The following is a 19126-nucleotide window of genomic DNA, read 5'->3' as shown; positions in this document are numbered from 1 at the left end:
CACGGTGATTTACTTCGACAATGGCTGAGATGGTGGAACAGCACCCCAACGAACCGCACGAGCAGACCTTTGCCGCCCGGCTGAACTGGCTCAGGGCAGGTGTCCTGGGCGCCAATGACGGCATCGTGTCCGTTGCGGCAACGGTGGTGGGCGTGGCCGGGGTGACCAACGAGGCAACCCCCATCCTTGTGGCCGGCGCGGCTGCCGTGGTGGGCGGCGCCGTTTCCATGGCACTCGGAGAGTACGTCTCCGTCAGCAGCCAGAGCGACAGCCAACGCTCACTTATTGAAAAAGAACGCAAGGAACTCCGCGACGACCCGCAAGGGGAACTGGCTGAGCTCGCCGCGATGTACAGGGCCAAAGGCCTGTCCGATGCCACCGCGCAGACCGTGGCGCGGGAACTGACCGACCATGACGCTTTGCGTGCCCACCTGGAGGTGGAGCTTCGGATTGAGGAAGGTGAGGTTGCCAGTGCCTGGAACGCGGCCCTCGCCTCTGCAGTCGCCTTTACGGCCGGGGCCATTCTTCCATTGTTGGCGATCCTCCTTACCCCGGCAGGGGTGCGCGTACCCCTGACGTTCTTCGCCGTCGTTGTCGCCCTGGCGATCACCGGATCCGTCAGCGCCCGGATCGGTGGCAGCTCAAAACGCCGCGCAACCCTGCGGCTTGTGGTGGGAGGCGCCGTCGCCATGGCCTTCACGTACTGCGTCGGGCTGTTGCTGGGCACCACCGGAATCGCCTGACTGATCCCGCGCACCATGCCGGGACCGCAGAGTGGACTACGCGCGGACTACTCCTGACCGGCACCCATCTCCTGCATTCGTGCCCGCAGGCGCCGCCGTTGGTACACCAACCAAACCGTAGTGACGATGGGCAAAACCGGAACCACCGGCCTGCCCATCAACACCAGGACGACGAAACCTGCCCAAAGAACAGCGGTGACGACGGCGGCCGAGATCAGTGATTTGGGTAGTTGGCAGCGTCCAAAGCGATTCCCAGCAGCGCGGACCTCCTGTCCCCGTAATCAGGGAACCCGGAGACGCGCCTTCAGGCTTTCTGAAAATTCCGCAACTCCGGCCACAATGTCGACTGTCCCGTTGGACAGCACCCACTGGATCTGCAGGCCGTCGCTGACAGCTATGCATTCGCGGGCAACCAATTCCAGGTCAACATCCGGCCGGATTTCCCCTTTGTCCACGGCCGCCTGCCAGCGGGCAACCAGCGACTCCACCACGCCGTTGTATTGCCCGGCAAGGCGCGCGTGTGCGGGGCTGCTCGCGTCCGCCGCCTCAGAGATGGACAGCACAAAAAGCTCGATCAGGCCCGGCTGGTCGGTGAAACGCCGCGTTGCCTCCACCATCTGGTCCAGCACGGCCAGTCCTGATTCCGAGCCCGGTTGCGCCTCCCACCAGGACGCCGTTTCGATGAGGCGCCGCTCAGCGACGGCCTGGAGCAGCACCTTCTTACTGGGAAAGTGGTGCGCCAGGCCGCCCTCGCTGATGCCCACGGCCTCGGCGACCGCTGACATCGGCGTGGCGTGATAGCCGCCCGCACCGAACAGCCGCATTGCGGTGTCGATGATCTTCTCGCGGCGCCGGAGTCCGGTTGGATAGCTGCCGCCACTGGCCTTCAGTCCCATGCTCTTTACGCTAACCCACGGGCCAAAGAGAAAAAACAGTGGTTCCACTTTTTTATGCCATAATGTCGGTACAACACCCGCTCATCACTCCCACAGGCCTTGTGTGCGAAGCATCCGGGCGGGCAGCACACAGACAAAGGAGTTCCTGTGACTAACCTGATGGGGGCGGAAGTGCCCTTCGCCGCGGTGCTGGAAGGCGCGGGGTGGATCCGCCCCAACGACCCCGCCGACCCCGGCCCGGGCGCCCGCCCCGCCTACGTCCTCCGGCTCGATGTTGAGCTGCCCGACGACGTGGACACGGCAACCCTCGCCGCAACGGCCCACGGCATCATCGAGGTTTTCCTGAACGGTCACAGGATTGGGGACGAAGAGCTGGTCCCTGGCTTCACGGCCTACCGCAAGCGGCTGCAGGTTTTTGAGTGGGACGTTGCCGGCTACCTTCACGGCGGAACCAACAGCATAGAGGTGCTCCTGAGCGACGGCTGGTTCCGTGGCCGGCACGGCTTTGAACGCCGCGCCAACGGATTTGGCGCCGAAACGGCCCTCCTGCTCGGACTGCATGGAATGTCCCGGACAGGAACGCCGATCCGAGTCGTCTCAGACGCCGCTTGGCGTTCGGCCCCGAGCCACATTGTTCGTGCCGACCTCATGGACGGCCAAAGCGTTGACTTCCGCCGGCTCGACGACGGGGGCTGCTTCGCCGGACCCTGGTCACCGGCGCTTCCGGCAACCGGCGGCCTCTACGACGACCGGTCGCGGTTAATTCCGGCGGCTGCGCAACCGGTACGCCGGATCGAGACGCTTGCCGCTGTGGCGGTTACCTCGCCGAAGCCGGGTACCGCCGTCGTCGACTTCGGCCAGAACCTCAACGGCTGGGTGCGGCTGTCCGCCCTTGGCCCCAAGGACACCCGCCTGGTTCTGACGCATGGGGAAGCCCTCGACGGCGAGGGCATGGTCAGCACCGAAAACCTCCGGGCCTTCAATTTCGCCACCGGCGACCTCCTGCCGGCAGGCCAGGTTGACGAGGTCATTTCCGCCGGCCGGCCCGGTGACGTCTTCGAGCCGCGGCACACCACCCACGGATTCCGCTACGTCCAGGTCGAAGGCCTGCCGGGCCTCCTCTCCCCCGGTGACATCTGCGCCGTTGTTGTCCATTCTGATCTGGCTCCCGCTGGCTCCTTCTCCTGCAGCGACAGGTCCCTTAACGCACTGCACACGGCCGGGGTGTGGAGCTTCAGGGGAAACGCCTGCGAAATACCCACTGACTGCCCACAACGGGAACGCTCCGGTTTCACCGGCGACTGGCAGGTATTCGTCAGCACTGCAGCCCTCCTCTACGACGTCCGGGCCTTCTCGGACAAATGGCTCGCAGACCTCGCCGCCGATCAGTGGGCGGACGGACGGGTTCCCACCATCACACCCAACCCGGCCGGCGACCAGCCTTCCGGCGTGGTCTTTGAGGATCTGTCAGCCGGGTCAGCCGGCTGGGGTGACGCCGCAGTCCTGGTCCCTTGGGAACTCTGGCGGGCCTACGGCGACAAGGGCATCCTGCGCCGCCAATTGCCATCGATGCAGGCCTGGGTGGACTACGCGTCCCGCGCCGCAGCGGCCTCCCGGCATCCCGCCCGGGCTGAGCTCCGGCCTACCCCTGAGTCCTGGGAGGCCTTCCTCTGGGACACCGGATTCCACTTCGGCGAATGGTTGGAACCTGGCATCCGCCCCGCGCCGGACCCCAGCGCGGACCACAGCATCGTCGCCACGGCCTTTCTGCACCGCTCTGCCTTCCTCCTTGCCGCCTCGGCAAAAGTACTGGGCGAACCGGAGATCGAAGCCAAATACGCGGCCATTGCAGCAGGGGCCCTGACGGCCTGGCGGCGCGAGTTCCTCACGGACATCGGCCTGCTCTCGCTGGAATCACAGGCAAACTATGCCCGGGGCCTGGCATTCGGGCTTTTTCCCGTTCCTCTCCGTGACAACGCTGCGGCGCGCCTCGGTGAGCTGGTCTCGCAGAACAACGGCCGCTTGGGCACCGGGTTCCTCAGCACCGGGCAACTGCTGCCCGCCCTTGCCGACCATGGCAGGGCGGAGCAGGCATACTCCCTCCTGCAGTCCACGGGATTCCCCTCCTGGCTGGGCATGCTGGAAAATGGCGCAACCACTGTGTGGGAGTGGTGGAACGGCGTCAGCGACGGCGACGTCCGTGGCTCCCTTAACCACTACAGCAAGGCCGCCGTCCTGTCCTTCCTCTACACCCATGTGGCCGGAATCCGGCTTGGGGAGCAGCCCACCGAGGCCGAGGCAGCGTACCGCCACGTCACCATCGCGCCGGTACCAGGCGGCGGGCTCGGCTGGGCCCGGGCCTCCCTGGCCACAACGCGTGGCCCGTTGTCATCTGCCTGGCGCATCGTTGACAGCACCTTCATCCTCGACATCGAGATACCTCCCGGCACCCGTGCGCGCATTGAACTGCCGGACGGCGCCGTCCTGGACATCGGAGCCGGCCAGCGCACCTTCAGCGTTCCGCTGCACCAGTCCGTCCCCGCGTAGGCGCGCGCAGGAACGGGTGTACCGGCCGGCACTGCACCGAGGCCGCGTATCCAGGCGCCGGTGCAGTAGTCACAATTGAATATGCGTCCCGCTGCGTTGCTTTGATCCGCAGATGAGGTACTACTGTGGCCTTGTGACCAGAATACGCATCGCTGAAGCAGCACGGTTCCTGGGTGTCAGCGACGACACCGTGCGGCGTTGGACGGACAACGGAACCCTTTCGCCCCACAAGGACGATTCCGGCCGCCTGGCCGTGGACGGACTCGAACTCGCCCAGCTGGCCCGGGAGCAGGCCCAGCTTCCGGATGACCCCACCAACATCGGCCGTTCCGCCCGCAACCGGTTCGTTGGGTTGGTCACCGGAATCACGGCCGACAAGGTCATGGCGCAGGTGGAACTGCAGTGCGGGCCCTTCCGGGTTGTATCCCTGATGAGCAGCGAAGCCGTCCGTGAACTCGGGCTGGAACTTGGTTCAGTGGCAACGGCCGTGGTCAAGGCCACCACAGTCATCGTCGAAACACCCCAAGGAAAGAGCATCATATGAGGATCACCCGCGGGACCATCCCGGCCCTCCTGGCTGCCGGGACCCTCGCCGCCGGCCTGGCGGCGTGCGGTGGCGGCAACGCCCCACCGTCAACCACCAGCACTCCCGGCACCACCGAAACGGCCAAGCTTTCGGGCACCGTCACCGTGTTCGCAGCAGCGTCTCTGAAGGCAACCTTCACCAAAATCGCCGCCGGATTCGAAGCAGCGAACCCCGGCACCAAAGTCACCCTGAACTTCGCGGGCTCCTCGGACCTGGTCACCCAGATCACCCAGGGCGCCCCGGCTGACGTCTTCGCTTCGGCGGACACCAAAAACATGTCCAAGTTGTCCGACGCGAAGCTCATCGACGGCGCAGCGGCCAACTTCGCCACCAACGTCCTCGAAATTGCCGTCCCGCCATCAAACCCAGCCAACATCACCTCCTTCGCAGACCTGGCCAAGCCAGACATCAAGGTTGTTGTCTGCGCCCCGCAGGTACCCTGTGGCTCCGCCACCGAAACCATCGAAAAGGCGACCGGCACCAGCCTGGCCCCGGTCAGCGAGGAATCCTCCGTCACCGATGTCCTCGGGAAGGTCACTTCCCAGGAAGCCGACGCCGGACTGGTCTACGTCACGGACGTCAAAACCGCGGGCGACAAGGTTAAGGGCATCCCGTTCACAGAATCGGACAAGGCCGTCAACACCTACCCGATCGCCACCGTCGGGGGGAGCAAAAACAAGCAACTGGCCCAGGCGTTCATCGACGCAGTGATCGGCGCTGAAGGCAAAAAGGTCCTCACCGACGCCGGTTTCGGAACGCCGTAACCCAGCGGATGCCATCACGCAGCCGGAACGGCTACACAGGGGTCCCGCCGTGGATTTACGCCATCGCGGCAGCAGGCGCGCTCTTTGTCCTGCTGCCGCTGGCAGCCATGGTTGCAAAGGTCAACTGGAACCAGTTCATCCCACTCATTACGTCCCAGTCCTCGCTCACGGCCTTGGGCCTGAGCCTGCGCACCTCGGCAACCAGCACCGCGCTGTGCGTTGTCCTCGGCGTTCCACTCGCGCTTGTGCTGGCCCGCGGAACCTTCCCGGGGCAACGCCTGCTGCGCGCTTTTGTGCTGCTGCCGCTGGTGCTGCCACCTGTTGTGGGCGGCATCGCCCTGCTCTACACCTTCGGCCGCCAAGGGCTCCTGGGAAAATCCCTCGAAGTGGCCGGCATCCAGATTGCCTTCTCCACCACGGCCGTTGTCCTGGCCCAGACCTTTGTGGCCCTCCCCTTCCTGGTGGTCAGCCTCGAAGGAGCCCTTCGTACTGCCGGGACCAGATACGAAGCGGTCGCCGCCACCCTCGGCGCCCGGCCCACCACGGTCCTGCGCCGGGTCAGTATCCCCCTCGTTCTGCCAGGACTCGCGTCAGGTGCCGTACTGTCCTTCGCCCGCTGCCTCGGCGAATTCGGCGCAACCCTGACCTTCGCGGGAAGCCTGCAGGGGGTCACCAGGACCCTCCCGCTCGAAATTTACCTGCAACGCGAAACCGACGCCGACGCCGCCGTTGCGCTCTCCCTTGTCCTGGTCGCCGTGGCGGTGGCCGTCGTCGGGCTTTCCTATCGGCGTTCCCGTCCGCTACCGGCCAAGGAGGCAACCAGCCCATGACCTTCGAGCTGAACGCGACGCTGCCTGCCCGCAATTTCGATGTCTCCCTCGCCCTTGGAGCGACTGAGACCGTCGCGATCCTTGGGCCCAACGGCGCCGGGAAGTCAACGCTCCTGGGGATCATCGCCGGGCTGCTCCGCCCAGACACGGGCAGATCCGCACTCGGCGACACAACACTGTTCGACACCGATGCCGGCGTGTTCACCCCTCCGCACCAGCGCGGCACCGCCCTCCTGGCCCAGGAGCCGCTGCTCTTCCCGCATCTGAGCGTCCTGGAGAATGTGGCCTTTGGCCCGCGGGCAACAGGCGCGTCCCGCAGGGAAGCCCACCACACCGCAGACCACTGGCTGGCCGAAGTCGACGCCACGGAGTTCGGTCAGCGGCGACCCGGGCAACTCTCCGGCGGCCAGGCACAGCGGATCGCCGTGGCCCGCGCCCTGGCCACCAACCCGGACCTGCTGCTCCTCGACGAGCCCATGTCCGCACTCGACATCCACGCCGCCCCGCTGCTGCGCCGACTCCTCAAACGCGTACTTGCCGGCCGGAAAGCCATCATCATCACCCACGATGTACTGGACGCCCTGATGCTCGCCGACCGCGTCATTGTCATCGAAAACGGCCACATCACCGAACAGGGGCCCACCCGGGACGTCCTGGCAAAACCCCGCAGCCGGTTCGCCGCGGGCCTGGCCGGCCTGAACCTCCTGACGGGGACCATCACCGATGACGGCCTCGCCAGCGACGACGGCCGCCACATCGCCGGGCACCTGGACGGCAACAGCACCCCCGGCAGCCCGGGGGTTGCGGCTTTCCCGCCCGCTGCGGTCTCCATCTATCCGACGGCGGAACACGGCAGCCCCCGGAACGCCTTCCAAGTGACCATTACGGACCTCGAACCCCACGGCGACCTGATCCGGGCCCGGGCCGGGAACCTCTCCGCCGACGTCACCCCCGCTGCTTCGGCCGACCTTGGCCTCACGCCGGGAAGCACCGTCTACTTCGTCATCAAAGCCGCCGCCGTGACCGTCTACCCTGCCTGAGACAGCACGGCGCCAAAAATAGCGGTCTCCCGGAACGCCCTGCTGTGGTCCAATAGGAAGGTTAGACCGGCTGCCCGAGTCCGACCTTGGCCTCGGCCATATGGAAGGAAGCACATGACGGATCATCAGGACCAGCCCCAGGCCCCCACCCCGGAAAGCGCCCCGGGCATGGACCCCAAGGCCGAGGGTGGGTGCCCCGTTATCCATGGCAACGCAACGTCGTCCGGCAGCGAGAGCGAGAACCCTGCGATCGATGCGCCGCAGCCCAAAGCGCACCGGCCGCGGACGGTTGCAGACTGGTGGCCCAACCAGCTGGACCTCACAGTGCTCCACGCCCACTCCCCTGTCAGCAACCCGCTCGGCCCGTCTTTCAGCTACCGTGAGGAGTTCCAAAAACTCGACGTCGAAGCCCTCAAAACAGACATCATCCAGGTTCTGACCACTTCCCAGGAGTGGTGGCCTGCCGACTTCGGCCACTACGGTGGCCTGATGATCCGGCTGAGCTGGCACGCCGCGGGCACATACCGCATCCAGGACGGCCGCGGCGGCGCAGGCGATGGCAGTCAACGGTTCGCGCCCCTCAACAGCTGGCCTGACAACGCGAATCTCGACAAAGCCCGGCGGCTTCTGTGGCCGGTGAAGCAGAAGTACGGCCAAAAGATCTCGTGGGCCGACCTGCTGGTCCTGGCAGGCAACGTTGCCCTTGAGTCGATGGGCTTCAAGACGTTCGGTTTCGCGTTCGGGCGGCAGGACGTCTGGGAACCGGAGGAGATTTTCTGGGGACCGGAAGACGCCTGGCTGGGCGACGAACGCTACATCGACGAAAGCCGGATGGCCGACGATGTGGGAGCCACGGAAATGGGCCTGATCTACGTCAACCCTGAAGGGCCCAAGGGTAACCCGGACCCGGCTGCGGCCGCGGCGTTTATCCGCGAGACATTCAAGCGGATGGCGATGAACGACGAGGAGACTGTCGCCTTGATCGCTGGCGGCCACACGTTCGGAAAGACCCATGGGGCCGGGGACGCGGACGCCAACGTTGGCGCCGAACCCGAGGCTGCCAACCTCGAAGCCCAGGGCCTGGGCTGGCTCAGCACCTACGGGTCAGGCAAGGGCTCCGACACGATCACCTCGGGCCTGGAAGTTACCTGGACGGACAAACCCACCCAGTGGAGCAACCGGTTTTTCGAGATCCTGTTCGGCCACGAGTGGGAACTCGTCAAGAGTCCCGCCGGAGCCAACCAATGGGTGGCCAAAGATGCGGAACAAATCATCCCGGATGCCCACGACCCGCAGAAGAAGCACCTGCCAACAATGCTCACCACCGACCTGTCCCTGCGCGTCGACCCGACCTACGAGAAGATCTCCCGCCGGTTCCTCGCGAACCCTGACGAGTTCGCACTCGCATTCGCCAAGGCCTGGTACAAGCTGCTGCACCGTGACATGGGGCCCGTCAGCCCGCGGCTGCTCGGGCCCTGGGTTCCGGAAGCGCAGCTCTGGCAGGACCCGGTGCCGGCGGTTGACCATGAGCTGATCGGCGAACCGGAGATCGGCGCCCTTAAGGCCCAGCTTCTGGACGCCGGGCTGTCCGTTGCGCAGCTCGCCGGCACGGCCTGGTCAGCGGCTGCCACCTTCCGCAAAACCGACAAACGCGGCGGCGCCAACGGCGCACGGATCCGGCTGGAACCCCAGCGCGGCTGGGAGGCCAACGAACCCGGCGAGCTGGCAGCGGCACTGCAGGCCCTCGAAGCTGTAAAAGAAAAGTTCGACTCGGGGCAGACCGGGGGCAGGAAGGTCTCCCTCGCAGACCTGATCATCCTTGGCGGCTGTGCGGCCGTGGAGAAAGCTGCCCAGGATGCCGGCTTCCCTGTCACCGTACCGTTCCGGCCGGGGCGCACCGACGCAGCCCAGGACCAGACCGACGTCGAGTCATTCCAGTACCTGCAGCCGCGGGCGGACGGGTTCCGCAACTATGTACGCCCCGGAGTGAAGCTCCAGCCAGAGACTCTCCTGCTGGACAAAGCGTACCTGCTGGGCCTCTCCGCACCGGAGATGACCGCACTGCTCGGAGGCATGCGTGCTTTAGGCACAAACGTGGGCGGCACGCCCCACGGCGTCCTCACTGACAGGCCGCAGGTGCTGACCAACGACTTCTTCGTTAACCTGCTCGCAGCGGGGACACGGTGGAAGGCTTCCGAGGCCGGGGAGAACATTTACGAGATCAGCGACGTCGCCACCGGCGAGGTGAAATGGACTGCCACGCCGGTGGATCTGGTCTTCGGCTCGAATTCACAGCTTCGGGCGCTGGCCGAGGTCTACGCGAGCGACGATGCCAAGGAGAAGTTCGTTCACGACTTCGTGGCAGCGTGGGTAAAGGTTATGGAGCTGGACCGGTTCGACCTGGACTGACCCGGCCCGGGACTCAAAAAACCGGGTACTGGCCCCCGTTTGGGGGCCAGTACCCGGATGTCCCTGCCTCCCCTAGCCGATTGGCGTGGGCGGCTCCGCGCCCTGGAGCACGGCGAGTGCGTTATTGGCGGCGAGTACGGCCATTGCGGTCCGTGTCTCAACAGTGGCGGAGCCGAGGTGCGGCACGAGTGCCACGTTTTCGAGCCCAAGCAACTCGGGATGGACCTTGGGCTCCTCTTCGAAGACGTCCAGGCCGGCACCGGCGATCTGCCCCTCGCGAAGCGCAAGTGCAAGTGCTGCCTCGTCGACGATCGGTCCGCGGGCGGTGTTGATCAGGAACGCGGAGCTCTTCATCGTGGCGAGTTGCCGGGGACCGATCAGATGATGCGTTGCAGGCCCATAGGGGCAGTGCACGGAAACGATATCTGAAACGGCCAGCAACTCCTCAAGGTCCATGCGGCGGGCGCCCAACTCGGCGGCGATCGTGGAATCGATTTCGCTGCGCGACTGGTAAACGATCTCCATGCCGAAGGCCTTGGCCCGGCGGGCTGTAGCTTGGCCGATGCCGCCCATACCAACAATGCCGAGGGTCTTGCCCTGCAGGCTGCTGCCGAGGAGGAAGAACATTCCCCATTTCCAGGGCTGGCCGGAACGGATGAGCCGTTCCCCTTCGCCGAGCCGGCGGGTCGCCATGAGGATCAGTCCAAACGCGATGTCGGCAGTGGCGTCAGTGAGCACGCCGGGGGTATTGGTGGCGACGATACCGCGCGCCGCGCAGGCCGGGACATCGATGTTGTCATAGCCAACGGCAACGTTGGCGACCACCTTGAGCTGCGGTCCGGCGGCGTCGAGCAGTTCGCCGTCGATGCGCTCGGTGAGCAGGCTGACGATGGCTTCGGCCCCTGCGACACGGCGGAGGAGCTCCTCGCGACCGATCGATTCCGGACCCGCCCAGGCGTCGACGTCGTGTTCGGCGCGCAGTTTCTCAAGCGCAGGTTCGGGGATACGCCCCGTGACGACGACCCGGCTCATGCTGTCTCGATCCACTGGTGCAGGCGGCCAAGGCCGTCTCGAATGTCTGCGACGTCAATGCCCGAGTAGGCAAGCCGGATGTACTGGCGCTCCTCGCCGGGCAGGCGCCGGCCGAAGTGTTCACGTGTACAGAAGGACACGCCGGTCTTGTACAGGGCGTCGGCGGCGAAGTCGCCCACAGCCGTGTACCCCATGCGCTGCATGGCCTCGGTGACGTCGGGGAACAGGTAGAACGTCGACTGCGGCACGGCAACGTGCATGCCGGGGATGGCGTTGACGATCCCGCACGCGGCGTCCCGCCGGTCCCGCAGGATGTCCAGCATTTCCTGGACCGAGTCCTGGGGGCCACGAAGGGCTTCGATGCCGGCCCACTGCACGTAATGCGTGGTGCACGATTCGTCGTTGGTGTTCAGGGTGCTCAATACCTTGGCGATCTCGAGCGGGGCGACGGCGCAACCCAGGCGTGAGCCGGTCATCGCGAACTTCTTGCTGAACGTGTAGAGGATGACCGTACGCTCCGCCATGCCGGGCAGCGATGCGATGGAGCCGGAGACGCCCTCGTAGCGCGTCTCGAAGTAGGCCTCATCGGAGAGGACCCACAGATCGTGCTCCTGGGCGATCTGCGCGATGGCCTCGCGTTCGGCTACGGTCGACTCGGCTGAGATGGGGTTCTGCAGGTCGTTGTAGATGATCGCGGCAGTGTTGGGCGTGATCGAAGCGCGGACCTGGTCGAGGTCAATCGCAAACCCGTCGCTGGTGGGCACATAGCGGTAGGGCACGGCCGTGCCACCGAGGTATTCGATCTGCGATTCGTAGATCGGGAAACCGGGGTTCGGGTACAGCACTTCCTGGCCGGGGTTCATGACCGCCTGCAGGAACTTGGTGATGACAGGCTTGCCGCCGGTCATCACCACCACATTTTCGGGGGAGAACTCCATCCCGCGCCGCGCTCCCAGGTCCTCGGCGAGGGCCTGGCGGAGCTGCGGGATGCCCGGACCGGGGCAGTATCCCGTGTACCCATCGGCGATCGCCCGGTTCATGGCTTCGACAATGTTCGGGGCGGTCGGGATGTTGATGTCGCCGAGGTGGAAGGGGTACACCAGGTTTCCCTTCGCCTTCCAGGCGGCGGCCGCCTGCGCGACGCTGAAGGCGGTTTCGGTGCCAAGGCGTTCAAGCCGTTGGGCGAGTTTCTGCATGTGCTGTTTCACTCCTCGTCGAGCTGGACACGGGTCCACGTAAGATCCCGGACTAGTATATTACTGATGTATCAGTCTGTCGATAGAGAGCGTTTGCAGCGTAGTAGGCCACTGGCCGTCGGAATCCCCCGGCCGCCCTGATCAGGCTTCTGTCCCCCTTCCTTTCCCAGACCTCGTCGAACAGCACGCCCTCGACGGCGTCGGCGCCGGGCTTCGGTCGGATGCGGGCGCTGCCGCTCGCTGACCTCTTCCTCATGCACGCGAACTGCGCCGCTGACGAACGACTCGTCGGCGACGCGGTTCGTCGCTGCCATGCAAAGCAGGTGGAACTTGTCGGGCACCTCCTGGACAACAACGACGAGGCAATCCGTCAGTGGTTTGGTGCGGGGATGCTCCAAAACGTCGTCACAACCCTGGGCCTCGCGGCCATCGACAAGCCATGGGCCCGCGCCATGAGCGGCACCTGTGCGACTGCGCCCCTGTAAAGTCCACCAGTTCCACAGTGAGCGCCACGCATCAGCGGGAACATCCGTATTTGGCCAGCCAATCCTCGTGACAGCGAAGGCGACGGCGCTGACGTCAGGACCGCTAACAGGCGACTCAGCCGCTGGCTTCCGTCTGCTGATCGACGGCGTTGAGGTTGACGCGCCGGCAATCACGACGAATTGGCAACAGGTCTTCACCGTCAGCGACCTCGCCGTAGGCAATCACGTCATCACCGCCGAGTTCGTTGACACTTACGCCAACTACCATTCCTCAACATCCGCCCCAGTGGCCTACGGTGTGTTGCCGGTTCCAAGGGCGGTGAAGGCTGAGTTCCATTCTTCGCGTCACGGTGACATCCCGGCCGGTACTGCTGTTGCGGTCCAGGCTGTGATCGAATCATGTGCTGTTGGCGGGGCCACCCCGGCGGGGTGGGTGCAATTTTATGACTGGAACACCAAGGTGGGCTCGCCGGTGAAGTCGGTCAACGGCCAGGCGGCCTACACATATGCATCCCTGAAAGACGGCAAGCACGTCCTGCAGGCCAAGTACATTGGCTCCAGCGTGTACATACCGGCTTTCACTCCTGCCAGGACGGTAAGCCTCGGGTAACCTCCGGCTATGCCGGTCATCCGGACTATCGCCGGATGGACTCGGCGATCCGCTTGATCTCTCTGAGTGTTATCGGAATGCCGTCGAGGGCCTGCTTCGTGCGGTCAGCAATTTGGGCCGGCGCCCCGGCACCGAACTTCTCTTCAAACATGGCGATCCCGGCTGGCAGGAACTCCCACGACTCGGTCAGGGTTGTCCCGGTTCCCGTTGGTGTCAGGGTGAACCCCCAGCGGACAAACTTGCCACCCACAATCCAGGCAAATTCGTGGCCGCGATCGGCGGCCACCACCTGCGAGCGGGTCTCCCAGGTTCGGTGCGGGAGCTCGTTACGCCCAGTGAACCAGGCACCGACCGTGGCGGCGCTGACGTCATCATCCCACCAACACGACGTGCAGACCGGGCTCCACTGGCCGGTGCGGGTGATGTCTGAGACCAGGTCGTAGAGCGTCACCGTTGACGCCTGGACCATGACGGACTCCTGGTGCTGCCGAACGGTTTGTTTCATGGGTCCATCCTTACAGACGGATTCCTGTCCCGGCGTCGAGGGGCCTGCGCGGAAGCGCCGCAGCTAGGAGTGGGCTGGTCCCAATTGATCCGCAACTTCGTCGGTCGACGGCGGCGCGGCGTCCTTTAGCTCAACAAAGAACACATGAGTGTCTGATCCTCCGATGTTTTCCCCGTAATGGTGCTGCGCCGGTAACCAGCGCGCCACGCCGGCGGGCAGCTCCACATCAACGGAGTTTCCGTTGGCGGAGATGCGGCGGTTGAAGGCGCTGGCTGTAATCATCACGCTGTCGGGGTGGCCATGCTCAGTCGTCACATGCCCGGGAGCGTCGGTGTACTCAAGCACACGGACGCGTTCGTTTTCAAAGGCCACCCGGTAGTTCCCCGGATTCGTCTCCACAGGATCTTCTGCCATGGACGGAATATACGCCTTGGGTGCCATCCCGGACCAGTGGACTGGTTAAACGCCGACGTGTTCGGGTGGAAGGACGGGCAAGGACTGCTGCGAGCAATCAGATGAATCGCATGACGGGTGAAGCCCGCCCAGCTAGGCGAGGGCAGCGGACAACGCCCGCAGAATCCAGCTGCGATAGGCCCCAACGGTCCACCCCGAGGATTCCACCAGTGCCTGGAACGTGCGTGGATGTCCCAATGACCAGATGGCGGCAGCTGCCTCGCCGTTGGTCATGCCGGAGGTGAGGCCGCCCCGCTCGCGGGCAGCGGCGGCCGCCATGTTGTACCGCTCCAACCGCTGAAGGGCGCGGCGTTCCTCCAGATTGGCAACTTCCGGGTCGACGGCGGCCGCCTGGGAGATCACATCCACTATGCGGCCAGTGCGCTGGTTCACTTCGACGAACCAGTCCGCCAGCACGCCTGTCAACGACTCCAAGTCGGGTGCGCTCTGTGTGCGTTCCTGCATCAGCTCCAGCACTTGCCTGGTGCCGGGCCCCGCAGCTGCTGCATCCAACACCGCAGAGAGCAGGGCCGCCTTGTTTCCCACCGAGTTGTAGACCGTCTGCAGCGCAACGCCAGCTTCAATGGCAACGGATTCTATGGTGGTGCGGACATAGCCGTTTGCATCGAAGAGCCAACCGGCCGTGGCAACGATATGGGCGCGGGTCTCGGCAGCCTGGGTCGCCCGCCGGGTCGGTTTGGGCTGCGCAGAACGCACGGTTGAAGCTTTGGGAGCGGGCGCCCCGGACGCTGTTGCTTTTGCTGCATTCGACATCTCATTAGACTATCGCTCTACTCATTGGAACGGTACTCTAGTCTAATAAGGATGATCCGTGATCAGGGTTGAGGAAGTTCTCATGAGCGAGGAAGATCATGTGTTCGATGCATTAGTCATCGGAGCCGGTCAAGCCGGGCTTGCGGCCGGATACCACCTGACTGGCAGGAAACTCCGCTTCGCCATTCTGGAAAGCGCGGGCCGGGTGGGCGACCAGTGGCGGAGCCGGTGGGACTCGCTGCGGCTTTTCACGCCAGCACAGCATGACGGTTTGCCAGGGCTTCCCTTCCCCGCCGGCAGGAACACCTTCCCGGCCAAAGAGGAAGTCGCCGCCTATCTCGAAGGCTACGCCGAACACTTCAACCTGCCCGTGCGGACAGACACTCACGTCACCACTGTCCGTCGGATGGACGACGGTTTCGACGTTGCCACCGACTCGGGCACACTGCGGGCACGTAACATTATTGTCGCTGCCGGCGCCAACACCCTCCCCCGGATCCCTGCTGCGTCTAAAGACATCAACCCCGGCATCAGCCAGTTGCACAGTTCGCAGTACCGCCGCCCAACCGATCTGCCCGAAGGCGACGTCCTGGTCGTGGGTGCCGGAACTTCGGGAGCTGAAATTGCCAGGGAGTTGGCAGCCACCCACCGGACTTTCATCGCCGGCCGGCCCACCCCGCATATTCCTGACCCCGTGCTGCGATACGCCGGAGACGCTTACTGGCGGTTCATCCATTCGGCGCTCACCACCGGGTCTCCCGCCGGCCGCAAGGTGGCCGCCAACTTCCACAAGCGCGGGGCACCCCTCATCCGGATCTCCGTTAAAGACCTGGACCGCGCTGGCGTAGTGCGGCTGCCGCGCCTCTCGGGCACCATGGACGGGCAGCCCACGTTCGACGGCGACACATCGGCCAGCGCCGAAACGGTGGGCGTGAGAACCCTTATCTGGGCCACTGGTTACCGGGCGTCGCTGGGTTGGATCGAGGGACTCCCGGTGACGGAGGGGGGCTGGCCGGTCACGCGCCGCGGCGTCGTGCCGGAACTACCCGGACTGTACTTCGCGGGCATGCCGTTCCAGTACGCACTGACCTCGGGACTCATCGGCGGAGTTGACCGCGATGCTGCCTTTGTCGTGGGGCACCTTGCCCGCGCGACCGGGCTCCCGGGACAGAAGCTTTCGGCCGGAAAGGAAGAGTAAGTTCCCTTGCAAACTGTTGCGCCAGGCCGGTCATGTGCGCCTGTCCTGATGCTCAAACGTATGTTCTCCCTGGTTGGCGGAAGGAGAGTCGGCCAGCCGGCGGGTCCAGACGCGACGTGCTGCCCGAAAAATGTCAGCCGGATATCCGGTTCAACCTCAGACCAGCCAGCGCCACCAGCGCGACTGCTCCGGCTCCGGTTCCGGCGGCGTTTCCGGCTCCGGCACTTCGCCCAACGCCACCGCGGCGCCCACGATGTCGTCCGCGGTCAGCGTCATGACGGCCTCACGATCGAGCGCGTCGAGACTTCGTTCCTCGTCGAGCGAGAGCCGGAGCGCCTGGCGGTTAAGCGCCTGCTCGAACAGCGTGCGGGCAAACCGTGCGTTACCGGAGTCTTCGCCCGCGTGAAGCCCGGTGAGGATGCGGCGCAGCATCTGCTCGGCACCGGGCTCCAGCATGTACTCGTGCTGGGCCAGCATCTGGTGGAAGATCGTCTGGAGTGCTTCCACCGAGTAGTCGGGGAATGTGATCTCGCGGGCGAACCGGGAGCGTAGTCCGGGGTTCGAGAGCAGGAAAGACTCCATGAGCCGCGGGTACCCGGCCACGATGACCACCAGTCGGTGCCGGTGGTCCTCCATCCGCTTGAGCAGGACCTCGATCGCTTCGGGGCCGAAGTCCATCCTGCCGTCCTCCGGGGCCAGCGCATAGGCCTCGTCAATGAACAGCACTCCATCTAACGCACGCCGGATCACCCGATCGGTCTTCACAGCGGTTTCGCCAACGTATTGCCCCACCAGGCCCGAACGGTCGACTTCGACCAGGTGGCCTTTCTGCAGCAGACCGACCGCGCGGTACATCTCGGCAAGGAGCCGCGCCACGGTGGTTTTGCCCGTGCCCGGATTTCCCAGAAAAACCAGATGCTGTGATGTGGCCACCTCCGGGAGGCCATGTGCTTTGCGGCGGGCCTGGACCCGGAGCAGCGCGACGAGGGCGCGAACTTGTTCCTTGACGGTCTCCAGGCCCACGAGTAAATCGAGCTCGGCCTGCACCTCGGCCAGTGGCCGGGCCGGGCCAGGCCTCGAACCCATTAAGTCGCCGACCAAGTCGTCGACGCGCTCTGAACCGGACAGCCTGAGCTGATCGGCCAGGTGGCCGATGGTCCCACGCAGGTCTTCAAGCGGATTGCGGCTGGTAGCCATGCACTAACTGTAGTACTCCGACACCTCTGGATAAACGTGGCAACTGAAGGGGCCAAAAGAGCTACTTCACCCGGTCAGTCGCGGCGGTACCCGGCGGACCGTGCGGCGGCCAACTTATGCTCCAGATGCCTGTTCATGGCCTCGAGTTCAAGGACCAGTCGGATGCCGGCCAGGTTGAGCCCCTCTTCGAGTAGTACGCCGATCCGGCGCAGGGTCTCAAGGTCATTCTCGCTGTAACGGCGCGTACCACCGCGGGTGCGGCCCGGCTCGAGCAGGCCCTTGCGCTCATACAACCGAAGGTTCTGCTGCCCCGTTCCCACCAACTCAGCCGCAACTGAGATCGCATAGACCGGGGCGCTCTTCGCTGGACCCACTGCCACCAAAAACCTCCAAAAAATCCCAAAATGACCTTGATCCAGTTTCTCACCCAGTGGTATAAAAAATCTATACCAGCCACGACAGATAGTTGGACTGGTAGCTGAGATCAAAAAACGATTGCAAGGAGTGAGAAAACAATGCTGATGCGTACCGACCCGTTCCGCGAGCTCGACCGGCTTGCCCAGCAGGTCCTAGGTACCACTGCCCGGCCCACACCGATGCCGATGGACGCCTGGCAGGACGGGGAAGAATTCGTCGTCGCCTTCGACCTTCCTGGAGTAGCCGTCGATTCGGTGGACATCGACATCGAACGCAACGTCCTGACAGTCCGGGCGGAGCGGACAGACCCTGCCGATGCGAAAACCGAGCTGATAGCGGCCGAACGTCCCCGCGGCGTGTTCAGCCGCCAACTGATCCTCGGTGAGGCGCTGGACACCGATGCCGTAAAAGCAGCCTATGACGCCGGGGTACTTACGTTGCGGATCCCCGTGGCCGAGAAAGCCAAGCCCCGCCGCATCGAAATCGCCTCCGAGTCCAATCAGCGCCAGGAAATCAGCGCTTAACCCCACCGTGAGGGGACCACGGAATGCGCTGCATGCGCGGTCCCGAGGCCAACTCCCCGTGATGATCCCCGGCGCCAAACACCGGGGATCATCACTCCTCTTACTGAACCGGGTGGCACGATGCTGGATTAATGCCGGCCTGGTCTGCAACAAGGCGAAAGGGCACCAATGAGCGCCTGGCATCCCTATAACGAGAACCTGCTCCCAGCCTTCTACGAACGCTTTGAACAACGCTGGGGTAAGGGAACAGCCCCGTTCCTGGACCCGGAAGTCCACGAAGAACCGCTCCCCCGCGCCCAGTGGATTAACCCCGACACCGGCGCGGCAGTCGCGGTCGTCCCTGTCTGGACCGAGAACCCCCAGCACCGATCCTTCGGCGTCTTCTACCTGCCTCCCACCGGCGACATCTGGGTCTTGCGCCCCGGACACACTGCCTACACCGAGGCCGGCGCAACAAACTCCGAAGAACAGATCACCCTCCGCAACGACGCATTCCGCAAAGCAGTCGACCACGCAAAGAGATTCATCTACGGCACCCAAACGTGAATCTCCACAACTGATCCACAACCTCGCAGGACGTGCCGCCCAGGAGATCAGCGAACGCGGATCAGGGCGGCCGGGTAGGTGCGGCAGGCAGCACATTCTGCGCTTCCAGCGCCGCCGCTCCGAACCTCTCCACCCCACGACGTCCCTAAAGAAAAGTCTTGCGGACTTGATAGCAAGTGTGCTTAGTATCTGATTAGTAACCATGCTTACTAAACGCGGTGGGCAGTGTGTTCTGCACCCGCTGCAACTTCCGAAAGAGAGCGATCATGACTGAGAACCAGTGGACCGATGTTGCGGCTCCCGCACCCATTGACCCGTCCGGCAGCCCAACACCCAACGAACGGGCAGGTGCTGCTTTCGCTGGCAGAAAGGAT

At 64.6% G+C, this 19126-nt stretch carries 20 protein-coding genes; 12 read left to right on the top strand and 8 right to left on the bottom strand.

Going from position 1 to position 19126, the window contains the following annotated elements:
* The first annotated feature begins 20 nt into the window (after nucleotides 1-20).
* The gene (locus ASF72_RS13860) at nucleotides 21-743 is read left to right on the top strand and encodes a VIT1/CCC1 transporter family protein (protein WP_050685208.1); all 723 of its coding nucleotides are present in this window, start codon (nucleotides 21-23) and stop codon (nucleotides 741-743) included.
* Between the two features lie 281 nt (nucleotides 744-1024).
* Here ASF72_RS13860 and ASF72_RS13855 read toward each other — a convergent pair whose 3' ends face one another.
* Nucleotides 1025-1639, bottom strand: coding sequence for a TetR/AcrR family transcriptional regulator (locus tag ASF72_RS13855; protein WP_056599827.1), 615 nt, complete (start codon nucleotides 1637-1639; stop codon nucleotides 1025-1027).
* Between the two features lie 147 nt (nucleotides 1640-1786).
* Here ASF72_RS13855 and ASF72_RS13850 point away from each other — a divergent pair, with 147 nt between their 5' ends.
* The 6 genes from ASF72_RS13850 to katG all read left to right on the top strand — a co-directional run bounded on the left by ASF72_RS13850 (nucleotide 1787) and on the right by katG (nucleotide 9815).
* Nucleotides 1787-4186, top strand: coding sequence for an alpha-L-rhamnosidase (locus tag ASF72_RS13850; RefSeq protein WP_235504736.1), 2400 nt, complete (start codon nucleotides 1787-1789; stop codon nucleotides 4184-4186).
* Nucleotides 4187-4319: 133 nt separating this feature from the next.
* The gene (locus ASF72_RS13845; RefSeq protein WP_050685229.1) at nucleotides 4320-4730 is read left to right on the top strand and encodes a TOBE domain-containing protein; all 411 of its coding nucleotides are present in this window, start codon (nucleotides 4320-4322) and stop codon (nucleotides 4728-4730) included.
* A complete protein-coding gene (modA, locus tag ASF72_RS13840) occupies nucleotides 4727-5536 on the top strand; it encodes a molybdate ABC transporter substrate-binding protein (protein WP_056599824.1) in 810 nt (269 codons plus the stop codon). Before ASF72_RS13845 ends, modA begins: the two co-directional genes overlap by 4 nt.
* Before the next feature lie 8 nt (nucleotides 5537-5544).
* Nucleotides 5545-6366: an ABC transporter permease gene (locus ASF72_RS13835; RefSeq protein WP_056599823.1), complete on the top strand. Its 822-nt coding sequence runs from the start codon at nucleotides 5545-5547 to the stop codon at nucleotides 6364-6366.
* Complete coding sequence (locus ASF72_RS13830) at nucleotides 6363-7406, top strand: sulfate/molybdate ABC transporter ATP-binding protein (protein WP_056599819.1); 1044 nt, start codon at nucleotides 6363-6365, stop codon at nucleotides 7404-7406. The genes ASF72_RS13835 and ASF72_RS13830 overlap by 4 nt, the downstream gene beginning before the upstream one ends.
* 114 nt (nucleotides 7407-7520) lie before the next feature.
* Nucleotides 7521-9815, top strand: a complete 2295-nt coding sequence (gene katG / locus ASF72_RS13825; RefSeq protein WP_056599815.1) for a catalase/peroxidase HPI — start codon at nucleotides 7521-7523, stop codon at nucleotides 9813-9815.
* A 72-nt stretch (nucleotides 9816-9887) separates the two neighbouring features.
* Here katG and ASF72_RS13820 read toward each other — a convergent pair whose 3' ends face one another.
* Complete coding sequence (locus ASF72_RS13820) at nucleotides 9888-10847, bottom strand: 2-hydroxyacid dehydrogenase (protein WP_056599812.1); 960 nt, start codon at nucleotides 10845-10847, stop codon at nucleotides 9888-9890.
* On the bottom strand, nucleotides 10844-12043 hold the full coding sequence (locus ASF72_RS13815) for a pyridoxal phosphate-dependent aminotransferase (RefSeq protein ID WP_050685214.1): 1200 nt from the start codon (nucleotides 12041-12043) through the stop codon (nucleotides 10844-10846). The genes ASF72_RS13820 and ASF72_RS13815 overlap by 4 nt, the downstream gene beginning before the upstream one ends.
* A gap of 254 nt (nucleotides 12044-12297) precedes the next feature.
* Between ASF72_RS13815 and ASF72_RS13810 the strand changes: the two genes are divergently transcribed.
* Nucleotides 12298-12528: a hypothetical protein gene (locus ASF72_RS13810; RefSeq protein WP_235504735.1), complete on the top strand. Its 231-nt coding sequence runs from the start codon at nucleotides 12298-12300 to the stop codon at nucleotides 12526-12528.
* Complete coding sequence (locus ASF72_RS13805) at nucleotides 12509-13138, top strand: Ig-like domain-containing protein (RefSeq protein WP_082484280.1); 630 nt, start codon at nucleotides 12509-12511, stop codon at nucleotides 13136-13138. The genes ASF72_RS13810 and ASF72_RS13805 overlap by 20 nt, the downstream gene beginning before the upstream one ends.
* Before the next feature lie 25 nt (nucleotides 13139-13163).
* On the opposite strand, the gene ASF72_RS13800 is transcribed toward ASF72_RS13805, so the two are convergent.
* From ASF72_RS13800 to ASF72_RS13790, 3 genes are all read right to left on the bottom strand, one after another.
* A complete protein-coding gene (locus ASF72_RS13800; protein WP_082484279.1) occupies nucleotides 13164-13643 on the bottom strand; it encodes an SRPBCC family protein in 480 nt (159 codons plus the stop codon).
* 63 nt (nucleotides 13644-13706) lie between these two features.
* Entirely contained in the window at nucleotides 13707-14057 is a 351-nt protein-coding gene (locus tag ASF72_RS13795) for a hypothetical protein (RefSeq protein WP_056599894.1), read from the bottom strand.
* 132 nt (nucleotides 14058-14189) lie between these two features.
* On the bottom strand, nucleotides 14190-14813 hold the full coding sequence (locus ASF72_RS13790) for a TetR/AcrR family transcriptional regulator (RefSeq protein WP_235504734.1): 624 nt from the start codon (nucleotides 14811-14813) through the stop codon (nucleotides 14190-14192).
* A gap of 139 nt (nucleotides 14814-14952) precedes the next feature.
* Here ASF72_RS13790 and ASF72_RS13785 point away from each other — a divergent pair, with 139 nt between their 5' ends.
* Nucleotides 14953-16068: a flavin-containing monooxygenase gene (locus tag ASF72_RS13785; protein WP_056599803.1), complete on the top strand. Its 1116-nt coding sequence runs from the start codon at nucleotides 14953-14955 to the stop codon at nucleotides 16066-16068.
* 156 nt (nucleotides 16069-16224) lie between these two features.
* Here ASF72_RS13785 and ASF72_RS13780 read toward each other — a convergent pair whose 3' ends face one another.
* Complete coding sequence (locus ASF72_RS13780) at nucleotides 16225-17265, bottom strand: AAA family ATPase (protein ID WP_056599800.1); 1041 nt, start codon at nucleotides 17263-17265, stop codon at nucleotides 16225-16227.
* A 74-nt stretch (nucleotides 17266-17339) separates the two neighbouring features.
* Nucleotides 17340-17645: a MerR family transcriptional regulator gene (locus ASF72_RS13775; protein WP_082484277.1), complete on the bottom strand. Its 306-nt coding sequence runs from the start codon at nucleotides 17643-17645 to the stop codon at nucleotides 17340-17342.
* Between the two features lie 135 nt (nucleotides 17646-17780).
* Between ASF72_RS13775 and ASF72_RS13770 the strand changes: the two genes are divergently transcribed.
* Complete coding sequence (locus ASF72_RS13770; protein ID WP_050685217.1) at nucleotides 17781-18206, top strand: Hsp20/alpha crystallin family protein; 426 nt, start codon at nucleotides 17781-17783, stop codon at nucleotides 18204-18206.
* Between the two features lie 168 nt (nucleotides 18207-18374).
* Nucleotides 18375-18752: a hypothetical protein gene (locus ASF72_RS13765; RefSeq protein ID WP_050685218.1), complete on the top strand. Its 378-nt coding sequence runs from the start codon at nucleotides 18375-18377 to the stop codon at nucleotides 18750-18752.
* The last annotated feature ends 374 nt before the right edge of the window (nucleotides 18753-19126 follow it).

Source organism: Arthrobacter sp. Leaf141 (assembly GCF_001424565.1).
GTDB lineage: Bacteria > Actinomycetota > Actinomycetes > Actinomycetales > Micrococcaceae > Arthrobacter.
Note: the sequence above shows the minus strand (reverse complement) of the source record. Positions and strands in the feature narration are given on the sequence as shown.

Excerpts from the sequence above, each read along its gene's own strand:
- ASF72_RS13830 (WP_056599819.1), top strand. The coding sequence starts at position 6,363 with ATGACCTTCGAGCTGAACGCGACGCTGCCTGCCCGCAATTTCGATGTC.
- ASF72_RS13770 (WP_050685217.1), top strand. The coding sequence starts at position 17,781 with ATGCTGATGCGTACCGACCCGTTCCGCGAGCTCGACCGGCTTGCCCAG.
- ASF72_RS13855 (WP_056599827.1), bottom strand. The coding sequence starts at position 1,639 with ATGGGACTGAAGGCCAGTGGCGGCAGCTATCCAACCGGACTCCGGCGC.
- ASF72_RS13835 (WP_056599823.1), top strand. The coding sequence starts at position 5,545 with ATGCCATCACGCAGCCGGAACGGCTACACAGGGGTCCCGCCGTGGATT.
- ASF72_RS13860 (WP_050685208.1), top strand. The coding sequence starts at position 21 with ATGGCTGAGATGGTGGAACAGCACCCCAACGAACCGCACGAGCAGACC.
- katG (WP_056599815.1), top strand. The coding sequence starts at position 7,521 with ATGACGGATCATCAGGACCAGCCCCAGGCCCCCACCCCGGAAAGCGCC.
- ASF72_RS13795 (WP_056599894.1), bottom strand. The coding sequence starts at position 14,057 with ATGGCAGAAGATCCTGTGGAGACGAATCCGGGGAACTACCGGGTGGCC.
- ASF72_RS13810 (WP_235504735.1), top strand. The coding sequence starts at position 12,298 with ATGCACGCGAACTGCGCCGCTGACGAACGACTCGTCGGCGACGCGGTT.
- ASF72_RS13785 (WP_056599803.1), top strand. The coding sequence starts at position 14,953 with ATGAGCGAGGAAGATCATGTGTTCGATGCATTAGTCATCGGAGCCGGT.
- ASF72_RS13780 (WP_056599800.1), bottom strand. The coding sequence starts at position 17,265 with ATGGCTACCAGCCGCAATCCGCTTGAAGACCTGCGTGGGACCATCGGC.
- ASF72_RS13765 (WP_050685218.1), top strand. The coding sequence starts at position 18,375 with ATGAGCGCCTGGCATCCCTATAACGAGAACCTGCTCCCAGCCTTCTAC.
- ASF72_RS13820 (WP_056599812.1), bottom strand. The coding sequence starts at position 10,847 with ATGAGCCGGGTCGTCGTCACGGGGCGTATCCCCGAACCTGCGCTTGAG.
- ASF72_RS13800 (WP_082484279.1), bottom strand. The coding sequence starts at position 13,643 with ATGAAACAAACCGTTCGGCAGCACCAGGAGTCCGTCATGGTCCAGGCG.
- modA (WP_056599824.1), top strand. The coding sequence starts at position 4,727 with ATGAGGATCACCCGCGGGACCATCCCGGCCCTCCTGGCTGCCGGGACC.
- ASF72_RS13815 (WP_050685214.1), bottom strand. The coding sequence starts at position 12,043 with ATGCAGAAACTCGCCCAACGGCTTGAACGCCTTGGCACCGAAACCGCC.